20 protein-coding genes are annotated in these 21,212 nt (G+C 70.4%); 9 read left to right on the top strand and 11 right to left on the bottom strand.

Going from position 1 to position 21,212, the window contains the following annotated elements:
* Positions 1-43: 43 nt before the first annotated feature.
* Positions 44-1,039, bottom strand: a complete 996-nt coding sequence (locus tag QSK05_RS18940) for an ArsR/SmtB family transcription factor (RefSeq protein ID WP_285598572.1) — start codon at positions 1,037-1,039, stop codon at positions 44-46.
* A 47-nt stretch (positions 1,040-1,086) separates the two neighbouring features.
* Here QSK05_RS18940 and QSK05_RS18935 point away from each other — a divergent pair, with 47 nt between their 5' ends.
* The 3 genes from QSK05_RS18935 (at position 1,087) to QSK05_RS18925 (ending at position 3,261) form a co-directional block, all read left to right on the top strand.
* Positions 1,087-2,298 carry an MFS transporter gene (locus tag QSK05_RS18935; RefSeq protein WP_285598571.1) on the top strand — a complete coding sequence of 404 codons (1,212 nt, stop codon included), beginning with the start codon at positions 1,087-1,089 and terminating at the stop codon, positions 2,296-2,298.
* A 64-nt stretch (positions 2,299-2,362) separates the two neighbouring features.
* Positions 2,363-2,776, top strand: a complete 414-nt coding sequence (locus tag QSK05_RS18930; RefSeq protein ID WP_285598570.1) for a DUF1761 domain-containing protein — start codon at positions 2,363-2,365, stop codon at positions 2,774-2,776.
* 59 nt (positions 2,777-2,835) lie between these two features.
* Positions 2,836-3,261: a hypothetical protein gene (locus tag QSK05_RS18925; protein ID WP_285598569.1), complete on the top strand. Its 426-nt coding sequence runs from the start codon at positions 2,836-2,838 to the stop codon at positions 3,259-3,261.
* Here QSK05_RS18925 and QSK05_RS18920 read toward each other — a convergent pair.
* From QSK05_RS18920 to QSK05_RS18895, 6 genes are read right to left on the bottom strand one after another with little or no spacing between them, the layout of a single operon-like run.
* Positions 3,252-4,088 (bottom strand): SDR family NAD(P)-dependent oxidoreductase, encoded by an 837-nt coding sequence (locus QSK05_RS18920; RefSeq protein WP_285598568.1) that lies wholly within the window; start codon positions 4,086-4,088, stop codon positions 3,252-3,254. The two genes, QSK05_RS18925 and QSK05_RS18920, sit on opposite strands and share 10 nt — an antisense overlap.
* A gap of 54 nt (positions 4,089-4,142) precedes the next feature.
* Positions 4,143-4,970 carry an alpha/beta fold hydrolase gene (locus tag QSK05_RS18915; RefSeq protein ID WP_285598567.1) on the bottom strand — a complete coding sequence of 276 codons (828 nt, stop codon included), beginning with the start codon at positions 4,968-4,970 and terminating at the stop codon, positions 4,143-4,145.
* Between the two features lie 39 nt (positions 4,971-5,009).
* Positions 5,010-5,840: a helix-turn-helix transcriptional regulator gene (locus tag QSK05_RS18910; RefSeq protein WP_285598566.1), complete on the bottom strand. Its 831-nt coding sequence runs from the start codon at positions 5,838-5,840 to the stop codon at positions 5,010-5,012.
* A 21-nt stretch (positions 5,841-5,861) separates the two neighbouring features.
* Positions 5,862-6,674 (bottom strand): glycosyltransferase family 2 protein, encoded by an 813-nt coding sequence (locus QSK05_RS18905; RefSeq protein ID WP_285598565.1) that lies wholly within the window; start codon positions 6,672-6,674, stop codon positions 5,862-5,864.
* Positions 6,671-7,696 (bottom strand): hypothetical protein, encoded by a 1,026-nt coding sequence (locus tag QSK05_RS18900; RefSeq protein WP_285598564.1) that lies wholly within the window; start codon positions 7,694-7,696, stop codon positions 6,671-6,673. Before QSK05_RS18900 ends, QSK05_RS18905 begins: the two co-directional genes overlap by 4 nt.
* Positions 7,697-7,705: 9 nt before the next feature.
* Positions 7,706-8,818: a glycosyltransferase gene (locus tag QSK05_RS18895; protein ID WP_285598563.1), complete on the bottom strand. Its 1,113-nt coding sequence runs from the start codon at positions 8,816-8,818 to the stop codon at positions 7,706-7,708.
* A 376-nt stretch (positions 8,819-9,194) separates the two neighbouring features.
* Between QSK05_RS18895 and QSK05_RS18890 the strand changes: the two genes are divergently transcribed.
* Complete coding sequence (locus QSK05_RS18890) at positions 9,195-10,262, top strand: ABC transporter permease (RefSeq protein ID WP_285598562.1); 1,068 nt, start codon at positions 9,195-9,197, stop codon at positions 10,260-10,262.
* Between the two features lie 11 nt (positions 10,263-10,273).
* On the opposite strand, the gene QSK05_RS18885 is transcribed toward QSK05_RS18890, so the two are convergent.
* A complete protein-coding gene (locus tag QSK05_RS18885; RefSeq protein ID WP_285598561.1) occupies positions 10,274-10,669 on the bottom strand; it encodes a PPOX class F420-dependent oxidoreductase in 396 nt (131 codons plus the stop codon).
* Positions 10,670-10,680: 11 nt separating this feature from the next.
* On the bottom strand, positions 10,681-11,313 hold the full coding sequence (locus tag QSK05_RS18880; protein ID WP_285598560.1) for a TetR/AcrR family transcriptional regulator: 633 nt from the start codon (positions 11,311-11,313) through the stop codon (positions 10,681-10,683).
* A gap of 209 nt (positions 11,314-11,522) precedes the next feature.
* Here QSK05_RS18880 and QSK05_RS18875 point away from each other — a divergent pair, with 209 nt between their 5' ends.
* The 3 genes from QSK05_RS18875 to QSK05_RS18865 all read left to right on the top strand — a co-directional run bounded on the left by QSK05_RS18875 (position 11,523) and on the right by QSK05_RS18865 (position 15,312).
* Entirely contained in the window at positions 11,523-13,382 is a 1,860-nt protein-coding gene (locus tag QSK05_RS18875) for an RICIN domain-containing protein (protein ID WP_285598559.1), read from the top strand.
* Positions 13,383-13,500: 118 nt separating this feature from the next.
* On the top strand, positions 13,501-14,790 hold the full coding sequence (locus QSK05_RS18870) for a serine hydrolase domain-containing protein (protein ID WP_285598558.1): 1,290 nt from the start codon (positions 13,501-13,503) through the stop codon (positions 14,788-14,790).
* 201 nt (positions 14,791-14,991) lie between these two features.
* A complete protein-coding gene (locus QSK05_RS18865) occupies positions 14,992-15,312 on the top strand; it encodes a hypothetical protein (protein WP_285598557.1) in 321 nt (106 codons plus the stop codon).
* Positions 15,313-15,362: 50 nt separating this feature from the next.
* Here QSK05_RS18865 and QSK05_RS18860 read toward each other — a convergent pair whose 3' ends face one another.
* Positions 15,363-16,205, bottom strand: coding sequence for an SDR family oxidoreductase (locus QSK05_RS18860; RefSeq protein ID WP_285598556.1), 843 nt, complete (start codon positions 16,203-16,205; stop codon positions 15,363-15,365).
* 114 nt (positions 16,206-16,319) lie between these two features.
* Here QSK05_RS18860 and QSK05_RS18855 point away from each other — a divergent pair, with 114 nt between their 5' ends.
* On the top strand, positions 16,320-17,582 hold the full coding sequence (locus QSK05_RS18855; protein ID WP_285598555.1) for an alginate lyase family protein: 1,263 nt from the start codon (positions 16,320-16,322) through the stop codon (positions 17,580-17,582).
* 37 nt (positions 17,583-17,619) lie between these two features.
* On the opposite strand, the gene QSK05_RS18850 is transcribed toward QSK05_RS18855, so the two are convergent.
* A complete protein-coding gene (locus QSK05_RS18850) occupies positions 17,620-19,446 on the bottom strand; it encodes an RNA polymerase sigma factor (protein WP_285598554.1) in 1,827 nt (608 codons plus the stop codon).
* 199 nt (positions 19,447-19,645) lie between these two features.
* Between QSK05_RS18850 and QSK05_RS18845 the strand changes: the two genes are divergently transcribed.
* Entirely contained in the window at positions 19,646-21,184 is a 1,539-nt protein-coding gene (locus tag QSK05_RS18845) for a hypothetical protein (protein ID WP_285598553.1), read from the top strand.
* Positions 21,185-21,212: the final 28 nt, after the last annotated feature.

Genomic DNA, 21,212 nt, shown 5'->3' with positions numbered 1-21,212 from the left:
TCCCCCCGCCTTCGGCCGGGAGGTGCCCCCACTCCCCGGAGTTCTATGACTCTCGATTGCTCCCGGCCAGGCTGTCGCCCAGTTCCGTGCGCCGGTACACCACCGACCGGCCCACCCGCTCACGAGTGACGAGACCCGCGTCCAGAAGCACTCGAAGATGACCGCCCGTGGCCCCGAGGGACGCCTGGAGCACGCCGGCGATCTGGGTGGTGGAACCCGGGTCGGCCAGGGTCTCCAGGAGCCGCGCGCGGGTACCGCCGATCAGGGGCGCCAGGGCTGGTGAACGGAGCGGCCGGCTCTCCCAGAGCGTTGCCGTGCCCCGGCAGGAGTAGCGGATCATCGGCTGCCGCGGGTCGTGCAGGCTGAGGGCCAGGCCCTGGGTGAGGAACACGGAGGGTACGAAGAGCAGGCCGCGCCCGGCGAGCGAGACCGTCTCGTCCGGGCGTCCCGACAGGCGGATCTGACCGCCGTGCCAGCCGAGCCGCGGATGAACGCCCTCCAGGCCGGCGGCCCAGCCGAGGGCCACGAGCCGCCCGGCCCGGTGCTGCACGTCACGCTGTAACACCGCGAGCAGGCGCGGCCATTCGGGGCGCAGCAGCACGTCCCAGGCCCGTTCGACCGCGTCGGCCAACTGGTCGAGCACATCGGGGGCACCGAGAACCGAGGCCACCGCATCGTCCCCTGTCTCCGGACCAGGAGGCCCGAGGATCTGGGCCATCTCCTCGCGGGCCGCCCCGACGGACCCCGACCGCACCGCCGCGAGATCGTCCTGAATCGTCTGCCCCATCCCCGCCGGAGGCGGCGAGGTGAAGTCGACGCCCTCGTGCTGCCGCTGCAGCGAGGCCAGGGCACGCACCCCCGGATCGTTCCGGATCGTGCCCCACCGACGGGCGAAACGCCGCAGCAGGGGCGGGTGCCCGGTGCGCCGCCGGGCGAGCATCGCGACCAGGTGCACGGTCTCCCCGGCCGGGGAGACGGCGAACCGGGACGACGCGATGTCGTCGGCGTCCACCGTGATGCGCAGCGATGTTTCGCTCATATCCGAAACATTAGCCCGGCCCCCACACCGGTGCCAGATTGATCGTCATGAGCACTGACACCCGCACCACCTATCGGGAGGTGTTCGCCGTACCGGGTTTTGCCGCCCTGTTCGGTGCGACCACCCTGACGGTGCTCGGCATCTCGCTGCAGATCCTGGCCTTCTCGGTGCTCGTCTTCGACGCGACCGGCTCGTCCACCTGGTCGTCCGCCGCCTTCGCCGCCGGGTTCCTGCCCGGTGTCGTCGGTGGGCTGCTGCTCCCGTCCCTGGCCGACCGCCTCCCGGCCCGGCCCCTGATCGCCACCGGTGGCCTGGTCCGGGCGAGCGGCAGCGCCCTGCTGGCCCTCTCGTCCACCAGTCATTCAGGTGCGGCAGCCGGTTTCGTGGTGGTGACGACCGTTGCGCTGGTCCATCCCCTCTTCAGCTCCGCGCAGTCCGGCGTGGTGACCGAACTCCTCACCGGCGACCGTTACGTGCTCGGCCAGTCGCTGTTCACGATCACGTCGATGGTCGCCCAGCTGCTCGGGCTGGCCGTGGGTGGTGTCGTGCTGCAGACGCTCGGCACCACCTGGGTCCTGCTGCTGGCCGCTGCGATACAGGCGGGCGCGGCCCTGCTGAGCACCGTCGGCCTGCCGTCGGTACCGGCGCGAGGCCACACCCGCTGGGCCCCCGGGGACACCGTGCGCGGGTACCGGGAACTGTTCTCACTGAGCACGATCCGGTCCCTCCTGCTGCTCTGGTGGGTGCCGTTCGCCCTCCTCGCCGGGGTCGAGTCGCTGGCCGTGCCCTACGCGGCCGGCTCCGGGGCGGGTGGCCTGGCGGCGTCGGCCCTGATGGCCGCGGCGCCGCTCGGCGCGATGGTGGGAGCGGCCGCGGTGGGCCGGCTGGCCGGTCCGCCCACGCGCGAAAAACTCGTGCCCGGGCTGCTTCTTCTTCTGGGTGCGGCCCTGCTCCCGCTCGTGGCCAGTCCCCCGGCCCCGTTTGCGGCCGCACTCATCGCCGTGGCGAGCATCGGCCTCGCCTTCGAGATCGGTGGGCAGGGCCGGTTCCGGGAGGCGCTGCCCACCGGGCGCGAGGCCCTGGGCTTCGGGCTGCTGGGCGTCGGGATGATGACCGGGCAGGGCCTCGGCCCCCTGATCGCCGGCCCGCTGGCGGATCTCGTCCGCCCGGGCCCGGCCTCGGCGATCATGGGCGGTCTCATCCTGGTGTCAGCGGTCTTCCTGCTCCCCCGACAGGACCACATAGAGGACAGAATCTGACCGCTACCCCTGAGATTGTCGTCGCACCGGCAGAACCGCCGGCCTTCAGATCTCAGGAGTACTCGTGTCGCTGGACTTCGGCATCAACCCGATCGCCGTCATCGTGGCCACCGTGGCCTGCACCCTGCTCGGCGGCCTCTACTTCACCGTCGTCGTGGCCAAGCCGTACGCCGCCGTGATGGGCCGTGAGAACGAGCCGGCCTGGCAGCCGCCCGCATCGGCCTTCGCCGGGCAGTTCGTCTCCACCCTCCTGGTCGTGCTCACCAGTTCGGTCCTGCTGAACAGCCTGCGGATCACCGAGATCGGCACCGGCCTGCTGTTCGGCCTCGTGGTCGGCGTCGGGTATCTAGCGGCCCAGACCCTGAACATCGCGATCAACCCGAACTTTCCCCACCCGTTCCGCTACACCGCGCTCAATGCCCCGTACTTCATCGCCTGCAGCGTGATCACCGGCGCAATCGTCACCGCGCTGGCCTGACACGCCGCCGGACCGACCCGGCTCGGCCCTCCACCCGGCGGTTCGGCAAGATCTGGGGCATGAGTAACACGGGCAAGAGAATCGTTCCGGCGCCGCGCCGGGTGGCCATGGTCTACGGAACCATCTCCGTCATCGGAGTGCTGGGTGTCATCGCCCTCCTGACCGAGGGCTACGTCCCGGCCGCGGTCGTCGCCGCGATTCTCACGGCCTTCTGGCTCGCCGTCACCGTCCGGGCCCTGGGCAACGGTGTGTACAGCGACGGCTACCAGCTCGTTAACCGCAACGACCTGGGCAGCCGCCGGATCGCCTGGATCCACATCGACCGGTTCGAGCACCGCGGGGTGAAGGGCCTGGGGCTGTGGAACAAGGAGGACGAGTGGATGGTGCTGCAGTACATCCCCGCCCACGGTGACACGGCCACCCGGGCCCTGACCGTGCTCGAGGAAGAGCTGCGGAAGAATCAGGCTCAGCAGAATCAGGCCTGAGCCAGGAGCTGCTCGCTGCGCTCCCACAGGTCCCGGGCCAGCCGGGCGTCGTGGATCTGCGGATGCGTCTTCCTCGGTGCCTTGTCGACCACGTAGTAGGCGCCCGATTCCCAGGTGATGCCCGGCGTACCGTCGATGTACCGCACCAGCGTCCGGCCGCCCACCTCGGGCTTGCTCAGCACGAGCACCTGGCCGATCTTCGTGCGCCAGATGAACCGCGTCGGGCTGCTGGTGTCCTGGCCCATGTTCGTGGCCACGTTGCCCGGGTGGAAGCTGACCGTGCTGATGCCCTGGTCGTGATAGCGGCGGTGCAGCTCCCGGGTGAACAGGATGTTGGCCAGTTTGCTGTCGCCGTAGGCCTTGTCGGCCGTCCACTTCTTCTCGTTGGCTAGGTCGCCCAGATCCAGGTTCCCGTAGATGCGCGCGGCCTCGCTCGCGGTCTGGAGCACGGCGGCCCGGGAGGCGACGAGGCGGTCCAGCAGCAGGGTCGTCAGGAGGAACGGGGCCAGATGATTGACCTGCATCGACTTCTCGAACCCGTCCCGGGTGGTCTCGTGCCGGAAGTTGTTGCCCGCGTTGTTGGCCAGGACGTCGATGCGTGGGTAGGTGTCGAGCAGTTCGGCGGCGAGCCGGCGCACCTGGGACAGATCGGTGAAATCGGCCAGGTGGTAGGGCGCACCGCCCGCCGCCTGCGCCACCTCGCGGGTCTTGCCCGGAGAGCGTCCGACGATCACGACCCGCTCCCCCTTCGCCGCCAGCTGCCGGGCCGCGGCAGCCCCGATCCCGTCGCTGGCCCCGGTGATGATGATGGTTCGTGGACTGGTCATACGACCACGCTAGAACCTCACATCCATGTGAGTTTCAAGAATTGGTGACGGGCGTCACCAGAGAGCGGCGATGACCTCCGAGAGCGGTTCCGGCATCGACATGAACGGCGAGTGCGAGCTGTCGAACTCCACGACGGTGGTGGGGGTGGAGGAGACAGCATCGATCTCGCGGGCGAAGCGGCGCTGGAGATCGGGCCGGATCGCGGTGTCCTGGGTGCAGACGACGTAGGTGTGCGGCACCGATCCGTAGCGTTCCCGGGTCACGGTGAAGGTCTCGCCGGCGATCCCGGCCGGGCCGTCGGGGGTGATCAGCGCCAGGGCCGCCTGTGCGGTGGCGGGTTCCACGTCACCGTAGAACGTTTCGCGTACGGCACCGCTCAGCTCGGGGTCCGCGGGATCCAGGCGCAGTGCCCCGGTGGCGAACAGGTCTCCGCGCAGCAGCGGCCCCACCGTTTCCCCGGCGTTCTCGGGAAAGGCGATGTAGGCGGCCCCCGGGAGACCACTGACGGGCGCGAAGGCCGTGACGTAGACCAGGTGCGAGAACAGGGTGGGTTCCAGCTCGGCCGCCAGGGTCGCGACGATCCCGCCCATGCTGTGGGCGACCACGACACACGGCTCCCCGCCCCCGATCCGGCGGATCTGCGCCACCAGCGCGGCCGCGGCGGACGACGCGGTCACGGCGGCGACCGGTGAGGGCTCCGTGGCGAACGCCGTGGCATCAAAGGGCCGGGCCCAGCGGGATTTCGGGGACCTGCAGTTCAGGCCGTGCCCGTCGAGGTCGACGGCGATCGAGGGAACGGCCCGGGCGGCCAGGTGCTCGGCGACGAGGCTCCAGCACCAGCTGCCGTGCCAGAGCCCGTGAACGAGAATGACGTTTCGCATGCGCCCACCCTAGGAAGCCGGCCGAAGCCTAACCACGCACTAGTTGTACGGGGCTGCCAGCCGGGCGATCCGCCCGGCGCTCGGGGTGCCGGGTGTGGGCTTCAGAAGCAGAAGGCGTTGCGACGAGGTCGGACTGGTGATGACGGAACACTCCAGGTCGATCCGCCCGACCTCCGGGTGCTCGATCACCTTGGCCGCACAGTGCAGCGCCGACACCACGTGCCGGTCCCACGCCTCGACGAATTCCTCGCTGGTGGCGAGCAGGTCGGCCAGCAGGGCCGCGGCCCGGGCGTCCGGCTCCCGCCGGGCCAGGCCGGCCCGCAGGTCGGCGGCGTAGGCCAGACCGGAGGCCTCGTGCTGGTCGCGGGGTTCCATCAGGTCGCGCCAGGCCGGTGAGGTGAACCAGCGCCAGGTCAGGTTCGCCTCCCAGCCCGGCAGGCCGGTCACATCCCCGAGCAGCTCCCGGTTGAGCCGGTTCTGCTTCAGCACGTCACCGAGGCCGTCGGTGATGGAGGCCGGGGTGGTGCCGGCCACCGCGTCCATCACGTAGTCCAGGGCCGGATCGACGTCCTCGCCGGTCCGGGGCCGGGCCGGCGGAGCATGCCCGGCCAGGCGGTAGAGGTGGTCGCGGGCGTCGTCCTCCAGCCGCAGGGCGTGAGCCAGACCGGCCAGCACCGGGGCGGACGGCAGCGATCCGCGGGCCTGTTCCAGCCGCTCGTAGTAGACCGTGGAGATGTTCGCGAGCTCGGCGACCTCTTCGCGGCGCAGCCCGGGCGTACGACGGCGTGAACCGGCCCGGACCGCGACCAGGGGCGGCGCCGTCTCCCGGCGCCGGCGCAGGAAGGTGCCCAGTTCTGCGCGCTTGTCCATACCGCGAGGGTATCGACCCGTTCAGCGGACCCGCAGCAGCCCGGCGTCGGGGTCGAAGTCGATCAGGCCACGCCGGCGGAACTCCTCCAGCCACCCGCGCATCGGGTACCAGCCGTGCAGCTCGGCGAAAAGACCTGCATTGCGAACGATGTCGTTCAGGTGCGGCAACGGTGGGCTCTGGCTCGCGTGGTGCTGGTGGTAGGCCACCGCGTCACCGCTCCACCACACGCCCAGTCCGGCCTGCTCGGCCCGGACCGCGAAATCGGTATCCTCGCCGCCGTACCCGCTGAAGCGCTCGTCGAAACCGCCGATCCGGTCGAACGAGTCCCGTCGCAGGGCCAGGGACGTCGTCCACGCCAGTTCGTGCCGGTCGTCGCGCACCAGCCGTCCCGGCTCGGGCGCCGGGCGGGCGGGGTGCTGCTCGGAGTGACGGCGCAGGTGCGGTTCGCTCCAGCCGCTGCGCACGGCTCCCTCGGCGAGATACCGCAGCGGCCCGGTGACCAGTCCGTCCACCCGTTCCAGGGCGTCCGCGTAGGTCTCGACCAGACGCCGCCCGGGGATGCAGTCGACGTCCAGCAGCACGACGTGCTGGGCGTCGCTCGTGCGCACCCCCAGGTTGCGGGCCGCGGCCAGGCGCAGATGCCCGTTCTCGGGCGGCAGATCGACCACGGTCACCCGCCGCGCCGGGCGGCTGGGCAGAGTGACGGTCTCGTCGTCCATGCGCACGATCACCAGCTCGTCCGCCGGACGGGTCTGGTGTTGCAGCCCTTCGAGCAGATGGGTCAGGTGACCGCGTCGTCCGGCCACGATGGTGACCACCGCGAGGCCGGTCATCCGACCGTCACCGCCACCGGATCAACCGTGCGGCAACGCTCTTCGAGCAGCCGGGCGAATCGTTCGGCGCCGTCCGCGACCAGGGCGGGCGGCGTGGTGGCGCGGGCCACGGCCTGCGCCCACCCGGTCGGCCCGGGCATCCGGGTCAGTACCACGGCATCCCCCGCTGCCTCCAGGGCCCGGGCGGTGGCCTCCTGCTCCCCGAACGGACGTTCCTCGGGCAGCGCCACGAACGGTCTCCGGGCTGCCACCACATCGCCGAGGGTTCCCAGACCGGTGTTCCCGATCGCCACGTGGGCCGCGCCCAACTCCGTCCCCACGTCCTCGATCCGGCCCCGAAAGCTCAGATTCGCAGCAGTGGGCCCCGAAAGCCCCAGCACGTGCACATCGTGGCCGGGGAGCCCGGCCGCGATCTGCGCACACGCCTTCGCACCCAGCCGCGAACCACCCGAACCCACGAGGACCACCGCCCGCGGGCGTCCTCCATCGTCGGACTCGGCCACCACCCGGCGAGCGCCGCTCACCAACCCGACCGCCCGCGTACGCGGCCGACCGGTGTGCAGCCCCCAGGACTGCGGCACCGGCATGACCACCTCGTCCGCCAGGGCGAAACCCAGGGCGTGCGCGGGGTCGTCGCGCAGTCCGGGCTGACGCACCGCCACCACCGGAACCCCACTGGTGCGCAGCAGAACGGTCACCTCGACCGAAACGTCGACCACCGCGAGGAGCGGGCGGTAGCGGGCCACCGCATCCAGCAGCATCTGATGCCGGTGCAGCAGACCGTCTTCGTGCAGCGGAGCCCAATGCAGTTGACCATGGGCATCGTTCCCCGCCCCGTCACCGTAGTCGCGATCGGACCAGTCCAGCGGCAGCCGGAGGTGGCGGCACGTCGCCGGCAACTCCCCCGGCGGCGGCCCCGAGGAGGCGAGAACCACGGGCCGCTCGAGCATTCCGGCCACGGCCAGGGCGCGTCGCCAGTGCCCCAGACCCTGATGGTGGACGTAGTACAGAATCGGTCTCACGGGTGCGCCTCAGGCGCTCAGCGCGTCGGGCAGGGGGCCGGCGCCCACAGCGGATTCCACGGCGGAAACGGCTTGGGAAGTCCCGGTCAGTTCCAGCATCAGGGCCTCGTACTGATTCATCATGGTGCGGGCGTCGTAACGCCGCGCGTGGCGCCGGACCTTGCGGCGGTTCATCGTGCGGGCCACGTCGATCGCGGCGGCCAGGCCGTCCACCGAGGCCTTGTCGGCCACGGCTCCGCCCGAGGGCAGGACCACTTCGGGGCAGGCTCCGTTGGGCAGCGCCGCCACCGGGGTGCCGCAGGCCATCGCCTCGACCATCGCCAGGCCGAACGGCTCGTCCCACAGCGGGGTGGCCAGGAACACCTCGGCCTTCGACATCTGGGAGGCCAGCTGCTCGTGGGTCAGGTGGCCGCGGTAGCGCACGTCCGGGCCCGTGCGCGGCCTGATCTCGTCCTCGAAGTACTGCGGGTCACCCACGATGCCGGTGAACTCCAGGTGCATACCCGCCGCCCGGGCCGCGTCGATCGCCAGGTGCAGACCCTTCTCCGGCGTGATCCGGGCCGACCAGACGGCCAGACCGCGCTCCTGGCCGGCCACCGCGCGCCACTGGTCCAGGTCGATGCCGTTGGGCACGACCCCCACCTCCGGCAGCAGCGAGCGCCACGCCATCGCGGTGAAGCGCGAGACGGCGACGAACGCGTGCCGGGGCCCGGGCTCCCAGCCCGGGGCCTCGATGACGGCGTTGACCTTCTCGAGCGTGGGTGGGGTGTGCAGCACCGTGAGCATCGGGTGGCCGGCGAGGTCGCGGTAGGGCAGCGGGCTCAGCGAGTTGTTGAGGACGAGGTCGAAGCCGCCGTCCTCGATCCGGGCCAGGGCGCGGCGCATGGCGGTGTCCAGCACCTCGTCGCGGCTGTGACTGTGCCGCACCGCCCCGTACACGAAGCTGTCGTCGAGGATCGGTTCGAGCCGGGCCGACGTCGAGCTGTTCTCCCGGGCGAACAGGGTCACGTCGTGCCCCCGCCGCACGAGTTCGTCAGCCACCAGGTGGGTATGCATCTCCATGCCGCCGGCGAAGGGCTCGGCGATCGGATGGTGCAGGTGGGCCAACAACGCAATTCTCACTGGTAGACCCTTCGTGCCCGAACCCCGGGTTTCCCGGTGCTCCCGCTTCAGTGCCACATCGGCGGGGCCCGCGGTCTCGAGCCGCCCCCGGTCCCGCCCGAACGGACGAGGCACCGCCACGGAACGTATCGCTGCTGAGGACGGAGCGCCTGTCGGCGTGGTGGACGAAGGCTCTGATCATGACTTGACCAGGACCTGAACAGGAACTGACCAGGAGAAGTACGACAACCCTGGAGGCCGGAGCTAGCTGTGAGTAACCGCCAGTAGCGACCGGCGCGATACCGCGGTGCCTGCCGCCCAACGGGTGAGCCCGAACTGACGCGCAGCCCCCGGACTGCCAGCATCGTCCTGACCGATCCCCGAGGAAGGCGAGCTCATGGGTACGGTGGCCCAGCCCGGCGAGTACGCTCCGGACGAGGACAGCGGGCAGATTCTTCCGCCCGCGGCGGAAAAGACCCGAGAGATGCACTTCTGGGTCCGCGCCGCGATCATCGCTGCGCTCGGCGTCGCCATCCTGACCCTGCTCGGGTCGGCGTTGCTGAGCATCTCCCACGCGCCACGGCCGCACCGTCTGCCGCTGGGCTACGTGGGGGCGGAGTCCGGCCGTACCGCGATGGCCGAACAGGCGGGCAGCGCGCTCGATCTCGTCACCTACGGCAGCCGGGCACAGGCCGTCGAGGGCATCCGGCGGCTGGACACCTACGGCGCGGTCGTCACGGGCATCGACAGCACCGAACTGCTGAAGTCCACGGCGGCCTCGCCCCAGGTCGCCGCGGCCCTCACCGCGATGTTCAGTACGTCGGACGGGACCTCCGGCGGGCCGACGACGGTGAGCGAGATCAGCCCGCTTCCCGCCGGCGACTCCGCGGGCGGCAGCCTGGCCATTCTGCTCCAGGTCGTCGTGCTGGTGGGCACGATCGGCTCCGTGGGGCTGGGGCGGCTGGTACCGCGGTATCGCGCCAACTGGGCCCGCGGTGAGCTCCCCGTGCTCTTCCTGGTGCTGTACGCCCTCGTGGTGGGAGCCGGAATCTCCACCCTCGCCCACGCATTCGGTGTCGGGAACCACGTCCACTATTGGAAACTGGCTCTCTGCCTGGCGCTGATCAATCTTGCCGTGACCGCCTCGGTCAGCGCCCTGGTCTCCCTCATCGGCAGTGCCGGGGCCGGTGTCGGGGGTGTGCTGTACTTCCTGCTCGGCACCCCGATCAGCGGCGCCGCGACCGCCCTGCCCATGATGCCGGTCGCGTGGCGTGATTTCGGTCAGGTACTGCCTCCCGGCGCCGGTGCCACCCTGCTGCGGCGGGTGCTCTACTTCCCCGACGCGTCGCTGACCACTCCCCTGCTGACGCTCGGCCTGTTCGCCGGCACCGGCGCGGTGGTGCTGGGCGCGGTCAACCTGGTCGCCGGGGCGCAACGCCGCAACAGCCTGGCCAACCTGCCCTGAGACCAGACCCCTCAGCCGGGGGTGTGCACCTTGTCGATCTTCACGGTGAGAAGGACCCGCTGCTGGTCGCGGCCACCCCACCAGGGATAGGGGCGGCCGAGGTACTTCTGCGCGAGCTTGTCGATGTGGGCCTCCGCGCCCTCGGTGCTCTCGGAGACCACGGTCCCGCGCAGGGCCCAGGACCGGGACGGCGCCTGCGGGTCGGTGATGCCGATGGCCACGCGCGGGTCACGCCGGATGTTCCGCATCTTCTGATGGGTGTCCACCGTGTTGACGAGAAGGTGCTCGCCGTCGGTGTCCACCCAGGTCTGGCTGATCTGCGGGGCACCGTCCGGCATCAGCGTGGTGACGAAGCAGATGGCCGGTCCGGAGAGGACGTCGAGCAGGTTCTGGGGCAGTGCGGACATGGGCTGGACCTTCACTTCCGGTAGTCGCCGTAGAGACGGTCGATGATGTCGTTGCCGGGGGCCGGGTCGGGTAGATCGGCATGGCGCAGGCCGGCCAGCCCGATCTGCAGGGCCCGGCGCCACAGGTCGGGGTCGAAGGCGCGGGAAGCGTCCAGAATGCTGCCGACCATGAGGTGCACCGCCACGAAGTCACCCGGAACCACCCCCGGGGGTAGCTGTTCGGCCCGCACCGCCCGGGCGATCAGGTCGGTGATGATCGGTGTCATCCGGGCCCGGGTCTGGACCACCAGGTCGGACGACTGCTCCCGGCCCCGCAGAAGTTCACTGAGCCCGCGATGGGCGGCCTCGCGTTCCAGTTGCCGCTCGAGGAACCAGACCAGGCCGGCCCAGGCATCGTCCTGGAGCGCAGCCTCCTCCGCCAGCCCCATCACCATGTCGACGTGCTCACTGAACAGTGCGTCGATCAGATCCTGACGTTGCGGAAAACGGCGGTACACCGTGCCCATCCCGGTACCGGCGGCCCGGGCGATGTCCTCGTAGGACACCTGGAGCCCGGCCTCGGCCATGAGGTCAGAGGCGGTGCGCAGCAGCAGTTGCCGATTGCGCTCGGCATCGCGGCGCAGGACCGCGGAACTCTCGGGCATGCCCCGACCCTAGCTAAGTGGAAACTGGATTCTCAAGTTGAATTTCTCTTCCACTTTCGCCGGTGACGGCCGCACCCCATCCCGATCACTGATCGAAGACCGGCCGGGGCTGGATTTGGTCCAGACCCAAAACTGTTTTAAGGCACCGCCACGGTGCAGCGGCCAGCATCGGCGGACGGGACGAAGCCGTCGATGAAGGGAACCGAGAAGTGTCATCCGCTGCATCCTGGCGCCGCCGAAACCGCCGGAGCCTGTTCGCGGGCAGCATCACGACGGTCGCGGCGGTCGTGACGGGATATCTCGTCACCATGAGCCTGTCCTCGTCGGCGGCCGAGGTGAACGCGAACGTCTGGCTGACCACCCCCGACCGGACGAACCTGCTGGCCCGGCAGGCGGCGGTGCCCTTCGGAACGGCCGGTTCCGGGCCGGTCATCACGGTCGACCCGGAGACGACCTATCAGAGCATGGTCGGTTTCGGGGCCTCGTTCACCGATTCCGCGGCGTACAACGTGTTCACCTCGACCGCTCGCGACACCGTCATGAAGAAACTGTTCGACCCGGACTCCGGCATCGGCCTGAGCTTCCTGCGCCAGCCGCTCGGCGCGAGCGACTACTCCCGGTCGTTCTACACCTACGACGACGGCAAAGGCTTCTCCATCGCGCACGACCAGGACTACATCCTGCCGCTGCTGAAGCAGGCCAAGACGCTCAACCCCGAGATCACCTACATGGGAACGCCGTGGAGCGCGCCGGCCTCGATGAAGACTCCCGCCCAGCTGGTCGGGGGAACCCTTTCCGCGAGCAGCGTCGGCGCCTACGCCGACTATCTGGTCAAGACCGCGAAGGCGTACCAGGCGGCCGGGGTTCCCCTCTCCTACCTGAGTGTTCAGAACGAGCCGGAGTTCCAGCCGCCGGGATACCCGGGCATGAAGATCCCGGCCTCACTCGAGGCCTCGGTGATCAATGCGCTGGCGCCCCGACTGGCGGCCGCCGGGCTGACGACGAAGATCCTCGGCTACGACCACAACTGGAACGACCCGGTCTACCCCGAGGCCGTGCTGGCCGCGACCGGGGCGAACGTGGCCGGCACGGCATTCCACTGCTACGAGGGCGATCCCACGGGCCAGAGCACCGTGCACGACGCCGCACCGCAGAAAGACATCTTCTTCACCGAGTGCTCCGGCACCGAATCTGCCGACACCTCCAAGACCTTCGGCGACAGCCTGTGGTGGCAGGGTCGTAACCTGGCCATCGGCGCGACCCGCAACTGGGCCCGCACGGTCGCCACCTGGAACATCGCGCTCGACGCCGATCACGGTCCGCAGATCGGCAGCTGCCAGAACTGCACCGGGGTGGTCACCGTCGACGGCGGAAAGTTCTCGTACAACGCCGAGTACTACGTGCTGGGTCACCTGAGCAAGTTCGTGAAGCCCTGTGCCGTGCGCATCGCCTCGACCGCGCAGAAGCAGGGCGGCATCGAGAACGTGGCCTTCCGCAACCCGGACGGTACGGTCGCACTGGTGGCCGTGAACACCGGTGGCGCGCAGAACTTCCAGGTCTCTTACCGGGGCAAGCTCTTCGGGTACCGCCTGCCGGCCGGATCGATGGCCACGTTCACCTGGCCCGGTGGCACCCCGGCAACGACACCCACCCCGTCCGCGACTGCGTCCACCACGGCGTCCACCGGCACCGCGGGCACCCGGATCACCGGGCTCGGCGGCAAATGTCTCGACGTCGCCGACAGCTCGACCGCCGACGGGGCCACCCCACAGATGTGGGACTGCTTCGGGGCCGCCAACCAGCAGTGGACGCACCCGGCCGACGGTACGGTGCGCGCGCTCGGCAAGTGCCTGGACGTCACGGACAACGGCACCGCGAACGGCACGGCCGTGCAACTGTGGGACTGCTACGGATCCGGTAACCAGCAGTGGACGTACTCCGAGCACAACCTGGTGAACAAGGCCAGCGGCAAGTGCCTCGACGTGCGGGACGGCTCGACCACCAATGGCGCCACCCTGCAGATCTGGACCTGCACCGGGGCAGGGCACCAGAAGTGGGCAGGCCTGTGACCTGAGCCTTCACCGGTTCAGGTAGTGCCTGCACCACCAGGCGGGGTGCGGCCAGCACCCGGGCGGGTGGGCAGCCTGTGGCAATGATCGCCAGGGACGATCGCGACAGGCTGGACGCATGACGACAGACACCGCCACCAGGAAGCCCGCCGGCCCGCGTCGCCGCACGGCGGTCGCGCTCAGTGCCGCTGTTCTGGCCGGTTCGGGCGCGATCGCCGCGGCGGGCGCAGCTTCGGCCGGAACCGCAGCCTCGGCCGGCACTGCGGCCCCGGCCCGCCAGAGCCCGATGCGCGACGTCGCCGAGCAGGTGCTGGCCTCCGGCGCCCCCGGCTACGTCGCCCGGATCGACGACGGCCACCGCACCGCGTTCACGGTCGCCGGGCTCGCCGACATCGCCACCGGACGCCCGCTCACCACTCGCGACCAGTTCGAGATCGGCAGCAACACCAAGACTTTCATGTCGGCCCTGGCCCTGCAGCTGGTCGACCGGCATCAGCTGCGCCTGGACGCCCCGGTCGCGAAGTACCTGCCCGGCGTCGTGCCGAACGGGAAGAACATCACCGTCCGGATGCTGCTCAACCACACCAGCGGCCTGTTCAGCTACACCGGCGACGAGGACTTCTTCGCCCAGCTGACCGAAGACCCGCAGCGCGTCTGGACCGAGCAGGAGCTGCTGGACGTCGCGTTCAAGCACGACCCGAACTTCGCCCCGGGCACGAGCTGGTCGTACTCCAACACCAACTACACGCTGATCGGCCTGATCCTGCAGAAGCAGACCGGCAAGTCCCTGCCCGACCTGGTACAGCAGCGCATCGCCAAGCCCCTGGGCCTGCGGCACACCTACTACGCCGACCCGCGCGCCACGAACACCGGGCCCGGCTACGCCCACGGGTACGCGGTCAACTTCTCGGGCGCCACCCCGACGAAGGTCGATACGTCCACCTGGCCCATCGGTGGCTGGGGCGGTGCCGCCGGCGCGATCGTGTCCGACGCGAACGACCTGTCCCGCTTCTTCTCCGGTGTCCTGAGCGGAAAACTGTTCTCCCAGCACCAGCTCAACCAGATGAAGAAGACGGTCGACGTGCCGGCCGACTACCCGATCAAGGGCGGCTACGGTCTGGGCCTGTTCCGCATCGACGGCGCGTGCGGCACCGTCTGGGGCCACGGTGGCGACACCCTGGGCCACCACAGCACCGCCGTGGCCACCGAGGACGGCCGGCGCACCGCGGTCAGCGACACCACCGCCGAGCCCAGCGACACCAAGGCCAACGACGGCGTGAACCGTTACGCCCAGGTCGCCTTCGCCGCCGAGGACGTGACCATCTGCGAGATGCTCGACCAGCCCGTCCCGGCCTCCGTCACCGACGCCCTGCACGGCATCACCCCGACCCCCTCGGCCGCCGGCTGACGTCGCCACCCCCGGAAAAGGCCGGTCGCGCACATCTGGCGACCGGCCTTGCCCGGACGCCTGCTACGACAGGCTCTTCGCCGCTCTTGTTCCGGACCTGATCGATCGGTCCGGTGACCTGCGGCGATGAACCCGGCACGAGCCCCTGCACCGAAAGCTCGGTGAGGCCCTTACTCTGATCACCCCGGCCCTCGTCCCGAAATGAGCCGACCCGACGTGGACATCACCCCGCAGGTCTATGCCCGGCGCGGCCTTTGCGTTCTCCTGTGGGTGGCTCTCTGGGCCCTCGCCACGATCGGCCCCCGCCACCTCGGGGAATGGCTCGATCTCGGGCAGCTGACCAGAGACACGATCGGTGGCCTCGCCTACCTGACCATCGCCGTCATCTGCGGGGTCGAGAGCCGGAGCTGGTTCAGTTTCGTCCTGTCGTTGATCCCGGTCTACGGAATGATCCATTCCGCGCGCTGTTTCTGGCGACTCGCCGGGCCGGCCCAGAGGGAACCCGCCACGTGCCCCGTCTGACCACGCGGCAACGGGTCCGGCTGGTACCACCAGCCGACGGCTGACGCGTCTCAGTCCTGCTTCAGGTACTCGGCCAGGCTCATCGGGGCGGTGCCGGTGATGTCCTCGATCGCCGGGCTGACCGGGGCCATGACGTTGCCGGCGATGGCCGTGTAGGTGCTCACCCAGGCATCGAGCTGCCAGTCCGGCGCCCCGTACCCGGCCCGTGAGGCGTAGGCCTCCTCGATCGTCTCGTCGTGGAAGACGACGGACCGGCCCCGGGCGGCGCTGACGGTCTCGGCGACCTCCACGAGGGTCAGGGCCTGCGGCCCGGTCAGGTCGTACTGCCGGTCCTGGTGCTGTTCCGGGGAGAGCAGGACGGCGGCGGCGGTGCGGGCGACGTCGGTGTGGGCGACGAAGGCGCAGCGTCCCTGGCCGGCCGGGCCGCGGATCACCCCGTCGTCACCGGCCAGGTTCGCGGCCAGGTCGAGGTAGAAGCTGTCGCGCAGGAAGGTCCAGCGCATACCGCTGGCCTTGATGTGTTCCTCGGTGACGTGGTGGTCACGGGCCAGGGTGAAGGTCGCGTCGGCGGCCGCGCCGACGAACGAGGTGTAGACGATGTGGGGCACCCCGGCCGCGGCCGCCGCGTCGATGAACGAGCGGTGCAGGTCGAGTCGCTCCTGGCTCTCGGGCGCCGAGACCATGAAGAGCACCGCGACCCCGTCCAGGGCACTCGTCGCCGCCTGCCGGTCGGTGTAGCTGAACGGGTGGACGCTGGAGTCCGGCAGTTGGAGTGCCCGGCCCGGATCGCGCACCAGGAGGCGCTGGGTGGCGCCGGCTTCGGCGAGGTGGCGGGCCACCCTTCCCCCGAGCCGGCCGGTCGATCCCGTGACCGCGATCGGTGATGTGCCCATGGTTTTCTCTCCCTCAGTCCCGCTACCGGAAAACAGCTTCCCAGTTTCTGTCATTCCGGTGGGACCCGGACGGTCGTTCCTGATGACCGTGTCCCCCTGCGAGAGATGACCTCCATGCGTTCATCAGTATCCGTCACCCGCCGCAACCTGCTCCTCGGTGCCGGGGCCCTCGGGACCGCGGCCGCCGTCGGCGTGGCGGTGAGACCGGCAGCGGCGGTAGAGCCGGCGGCCACGACAGCGGCGACAGCCGCGACGTTCGCCCATCCCGGTCTGCTGCACACGAAGGCCGACTTCACCCGGATCCGCAGCAGTATCGCGGCCGGTGACGCCGTCGTCACCGCCGGCTGGCAGCGCCTGACCGCCAACGGCCGCTCGCACGCGACCTGGAAGCCCCGGCCGCTGGCGACCGTGGTGCGTGGCGGTGCCGGGCAGAACTACGCCCAGTTCTTCATCGATGTGCACGCCGCCTACCAGAACGCGCTGCGCTGGCGGATCACCGACGACCCGGCGCACGCCCTGGCCGCCGTCGGCATCCTGAACGCCTGGTCGTCGAACCTGAAACAGGTCACCGGGAACGCCGACCGGTTCCTCGCGGCCGGGATCTACGGCTATCAGCTGGCCAACACGGCCGAACTGCTCCGCGGCTACCAGGGCTTCGACCTGGCGGGCGCCCAGAGCCTTCTCACGAAGGTCTTCTACCCGCTGAACGACCAGTTCCTGACCAGGCACAACGACGCTTACATCACGAATTACTGGGCCAACTGGGACCTGTCGAACCTCGCCTCGGTGATGGCGATCGGCATCCTGTGCGACGACCGGAGCCTGTTCGACCGCGCCGTCACCTATCTGAAGACCGGGCCCGGCAACGGCTCGATCCCCCACGCCGTGCCCTTCCTGCACGGTGAGCTCGGGCAGTGGCAGGAGAGCGGCCGCGACCAGGGCCACAGCATCATGGGCGTCGGCCTGCTCGGCGCCATCTGCGAGATGGCCTGGAACCAGGGCGTGGACCTGTACGGCTTCGACGACAACCGGTTCCTCAAGGGGGCGGAGTACGTGGCCCGCTACAACCTCGGCAACGAGGTGCCCTTCACCACCTACGAGTGGGGCACCGGCGTCACCGGGGCCCGGCGGACCCAGAGCGTGATCTCCCCCGCCGGGCGGGGAGAGGTGCGCCCGGTCTGGGAACAGGTCTTCCACCACTACGTCAACCGGCGCGGGCTGGCCGCCCCGAACGTCACCGCGATGGCGAAGAGCATCCGCGCCGAAGGGGGCGGGGGTGACTACGGCTCGGCCAGCGGCGGCTATGACCAGCTGGGTTTCGGGACGCTGATGTTCACCCGTCCCCTGACGAAGACGAAGCGTCAGAGCCGGCGCTGAGGGATGGGGCCCCGCGACGGACCGGTCGCGGGGCCTCTCATCCACTGACCCGGCTCCGGCGGGGCACGGTCGCCGGGTCGGGCGGGTCGGCGCGGGTGACGTACTGGGGCACCGGCGCGGCGTTCGTGCCGACATCGCGGTTGAGCCCGTACCGCACCCGGCCCTGTTCCGGGTCCGGAGCCGTCAGCAGGTCGTCGTCGATCGTCGCGCGGTCCACGATGTGCACGTAGAGGTTGTAGTCCGCGCCTGCCTCGTTGGACGTGAACGTGACCTCGCCGTCCAGGTAGTAGTACTCCCAGCCCCACATCTGCTGCGCCCCGGCCGGCAGAACGGCCTGACCGTGCTCCGGGTCACCCATCCAGGTGTAACCCTCCGGCCGGTCGGGGATCTGGTCGTCGAGACGGTAACCACGACCGGACGCGACATGGAACAGCTTGCCCCGCAACCCGGTCCACGACGGCATGGTCACGGCGCCGACGCGCTCGGTGATCGCCATCGCGGTCTCGACCCGGACGTACCCGCGTCCGCGGAAGGTCACCCACTCGCCCCGGTGCACGAGAGACGTCACGTCCGGCCGGGGGTCGAGGTCGCCGCTGGCCGCGACCTCGAGGGTGCCCTCCGGGCGGACCGGCAGCGGCTGCGGGCGGACGTTCGCCGGCGGTGCCGGTTCGGCGCGGTCCACCGTGGTGCCGTAGAGCGGTAATGGTGGACGCGGGTCACGAGCCGTGGTCGTGCGGCTGGGTGACGGCTGCGCCGTCGTGGGCGTGATGGATGTGGCCGCCGTGACCGGCGTGGCCGTCTGGGTCGGCGTGACCGCCTGGGTCGGCGCGACGGCGACCGGAACCCGGTCGGGCCGGCCGGTGGTGGGCGGATCCCGATGCGTGACGACAGCAGCCCCGCCCGCGACCACCGCCGCCCCGGCGACCACCGCCACGAGCTTCCCGACCACCGAGCCGCCCAGCCAGCCCCCGGCTGCCCCGGTTGATGCTGCCCCGGTCATGGACGAATCGGCCAGGATCGCCGGCACCGAGGGCAAGCCGGTCAGCGAGTACGCGAGGGGAAGCATGACCAGCCCGGCCAGGAGCCGCTCCGGCGGTACCAGCGCCGGGCGATGACCCGTGCAGTACCGGCAGTCCCGCAGATGCCGGGCCAGCCGCTTGCGCCACACCGGACCGGGTACGCCGTCCCAGCCGTCCAGCCGGGCCGGCAGGTCCGGGCATCCCGGCCGGGTCTGCAGCGCGCCGACGATCTCACGGGAGGTCTCCAGTTGCTCGCGCATGCGCCGGACCCGCACGGCCGCGTGGCCCGCGCTCGTGCCCAGCGCCGTACTCAGGTCGGCCCGGGTGATCTGCCCGATCAGCTCGAGCCACCACAGCGACAGCACGAACCGGGACTCCGGGTCCAGCCAGTCCGACGCCTGGGCCACCTGCCGGCGCTGGCCGGTCAGGCCCAGCCGCAGAATCGCCAGCTCGGTGAAATCCGATCCGGGATCAGCCACCGGTGCGGCCTCGTCCAGCACCTGGCCGCGCTCCGCCGCCACCCGCCGGCGCCGGAGGTGGTCGGCGATCTCCCGCCGGGCGATGGCCAGCACCCATCCGGAGAAACGCTCGGGCTCCCGCAGCGACGGCAGGTTCTCGACCACGCTGATGAGCGTGTTCTGCACCACGTCGTCCACGTCGGCGTGCCCGCGCAGGGCCCGGCCGGCCACGTTGTAGAGCATGACGAGGTGCTCCCCGATCAGTTCCCCGAGAACGTCCCGGTCACCCCTCTGGGCCGCCCGTACCCGGTCGGCCAGGAGGAGTACATCCGAGGTCGGTGCCCGCTTCGTCATCTCGTCGAACCAATCCGCAGTCGTGGTGATCACCGTGGTGGGCCTGGTGCCCGTGCTGATGACTCGCCCGAAGGCGCAAGAATGACGGAAATCTCCGGCCCGGAATCCGGGCAGGTCCCGGGATTTTTCCTGGATGCCCCAGACGCAACTTAAGCTCACGCGTGTGGACATGGCGCACGACGGTAGACGTGAAGGGGTCAGACCGGGCATCACGACGCCCTCGGCACAGCGCATGCTGATCGGGAGCGCGCTCGATCCGATGGGCGCCGGTGTGATCGCGCTCGCCGTCCAGCCCCTGCTGCGGACCGGTGAGAGGATCCGCGCCATCGTCCCGGAGGACTACTCGCAAAGCCGTTTCCACGTCGTCACCCAGCAGCGCTGCATCTGCTTCGACCGCCGGCAGAACACCATCGCCGCCGCGTTCGAGGTCCGCACCGTGGTCCGCGCCGAGCTGGCCCAGGACGACCTCAGCCACCGGGCCGACGTGGAGTGCTCCACCGGCAACTTCGTCGAACTGCGGACCCAGGGGCCGGATGACGCCCGGATCCTGGGCACCGCGGTGCTGCGTGCCGGGCAGGAGGCGCTGCACGATGTCGAGACCCTGGCGCCGGCCGAATCCTCCGACCGGCGGGCCGACTCGATGATCGCCTCCGGCCCGGGACGCTGGTCGGTGGTGGTGACGCGCGACCAGGTCCGGGCCCGCGACGTCTCCCGCGTGCTCCAGGCCCTCACCCCGATGCTGAGGAGTCCTCTGCTCGCCCGGCTCTGTCTGGAATCGGTCGTCATCACCGTCGACGGATACGACGAGACGGAGCAGGAACTGTGGGAGATCGCCGAGGTGCGCACCTTCGTGCAGCACCTCGATCTCCAGTTCCCCTACTGGTTCTACTTCCTCGACAAGGAGGAGCCCGGCCTGCTCGCCGTCGTCCGCAGCGTGCTGCCGGTCGACTTCACCGCCGACGAGATCGGCGAGCGCCTGACCAGCTGGTGGGTGCCGTCGATGAAGCAGGTCACGCAGTTCGCCGGCCTCGACGAGGGCGACACGGACATCACCGATGTGATGATCCAGCGCAGCCTGTCGTACCTGCGCCGCGCGCCCGGCGAACCGGTGACTCCCCCGCTGCCCGCACTCGCGGACCCGCTGGACGAGCCGGTCCCGGACGACGCGCCCGAACCCCTCGACCCCGTCGCGGTGATGGGCGACCTGGCCGGGCTCCTGGCCGGACTGCCGTCGGCCCGGTGGCCCCAGCAGCAGAACGACCTGCTGGTCTTCTTCTGGTCCGTACTCAAGGAGAAGGGCCGCCTGCGGCAGCAGACCCAGGTCGAGCACGTCCGGGCCGTGGCCTCGCTCCTGGCCCTGCACAAGCTCAGGGCGCTGTTCCGGTTCCAGGCGTTCGGCGAGGGCGGGTCCGAGGAGGCCTACGCGTTCCCGTCCGCCGACCTGGTCGGTGCCTACCCCCGGGCCGAGCCGTTCTGGATCGGGGTCCACGCGGGGGCCGACGCCACCTTCGACGCCCGGATCGACACCCGCGACGGCACCTCCTGGGCGGTCGAGGCGCTGAACGATCTGGCCGACGGCCAGTACGACGAACTGGTCTCGGCCCTGCGCCGAACCCTCAAGGAGAACGCCTTTTTCGTCACCCTGTGGATGTCGGGCGACCAGGACGCGGTGTACCCGGTGCCCGACGCCGTGGTGAGCGAGGTGGCGGACGGCGACCTGGACGGCAGCATGGCCGACGCCTGGGACTGGCTGGTCGACCAGGGACGCTGACGGTCCCGGCGCCGACCCGGCGGCCGGT

The sequence above is a fragment of the Kineosporia sp. NBRC 101731 genome, from assembly GCF_030269305.1.
In the GTDB taxonomy this organism is placed as follows: domain Bacteria; phylum Actinomycetota; class Actinomycetes; order Actinomycetales; family Kineosporiaceae; genus Kineosporia.
This window is presented reverse-complemented; position numbering and strand designations above follow the sequence as displayed.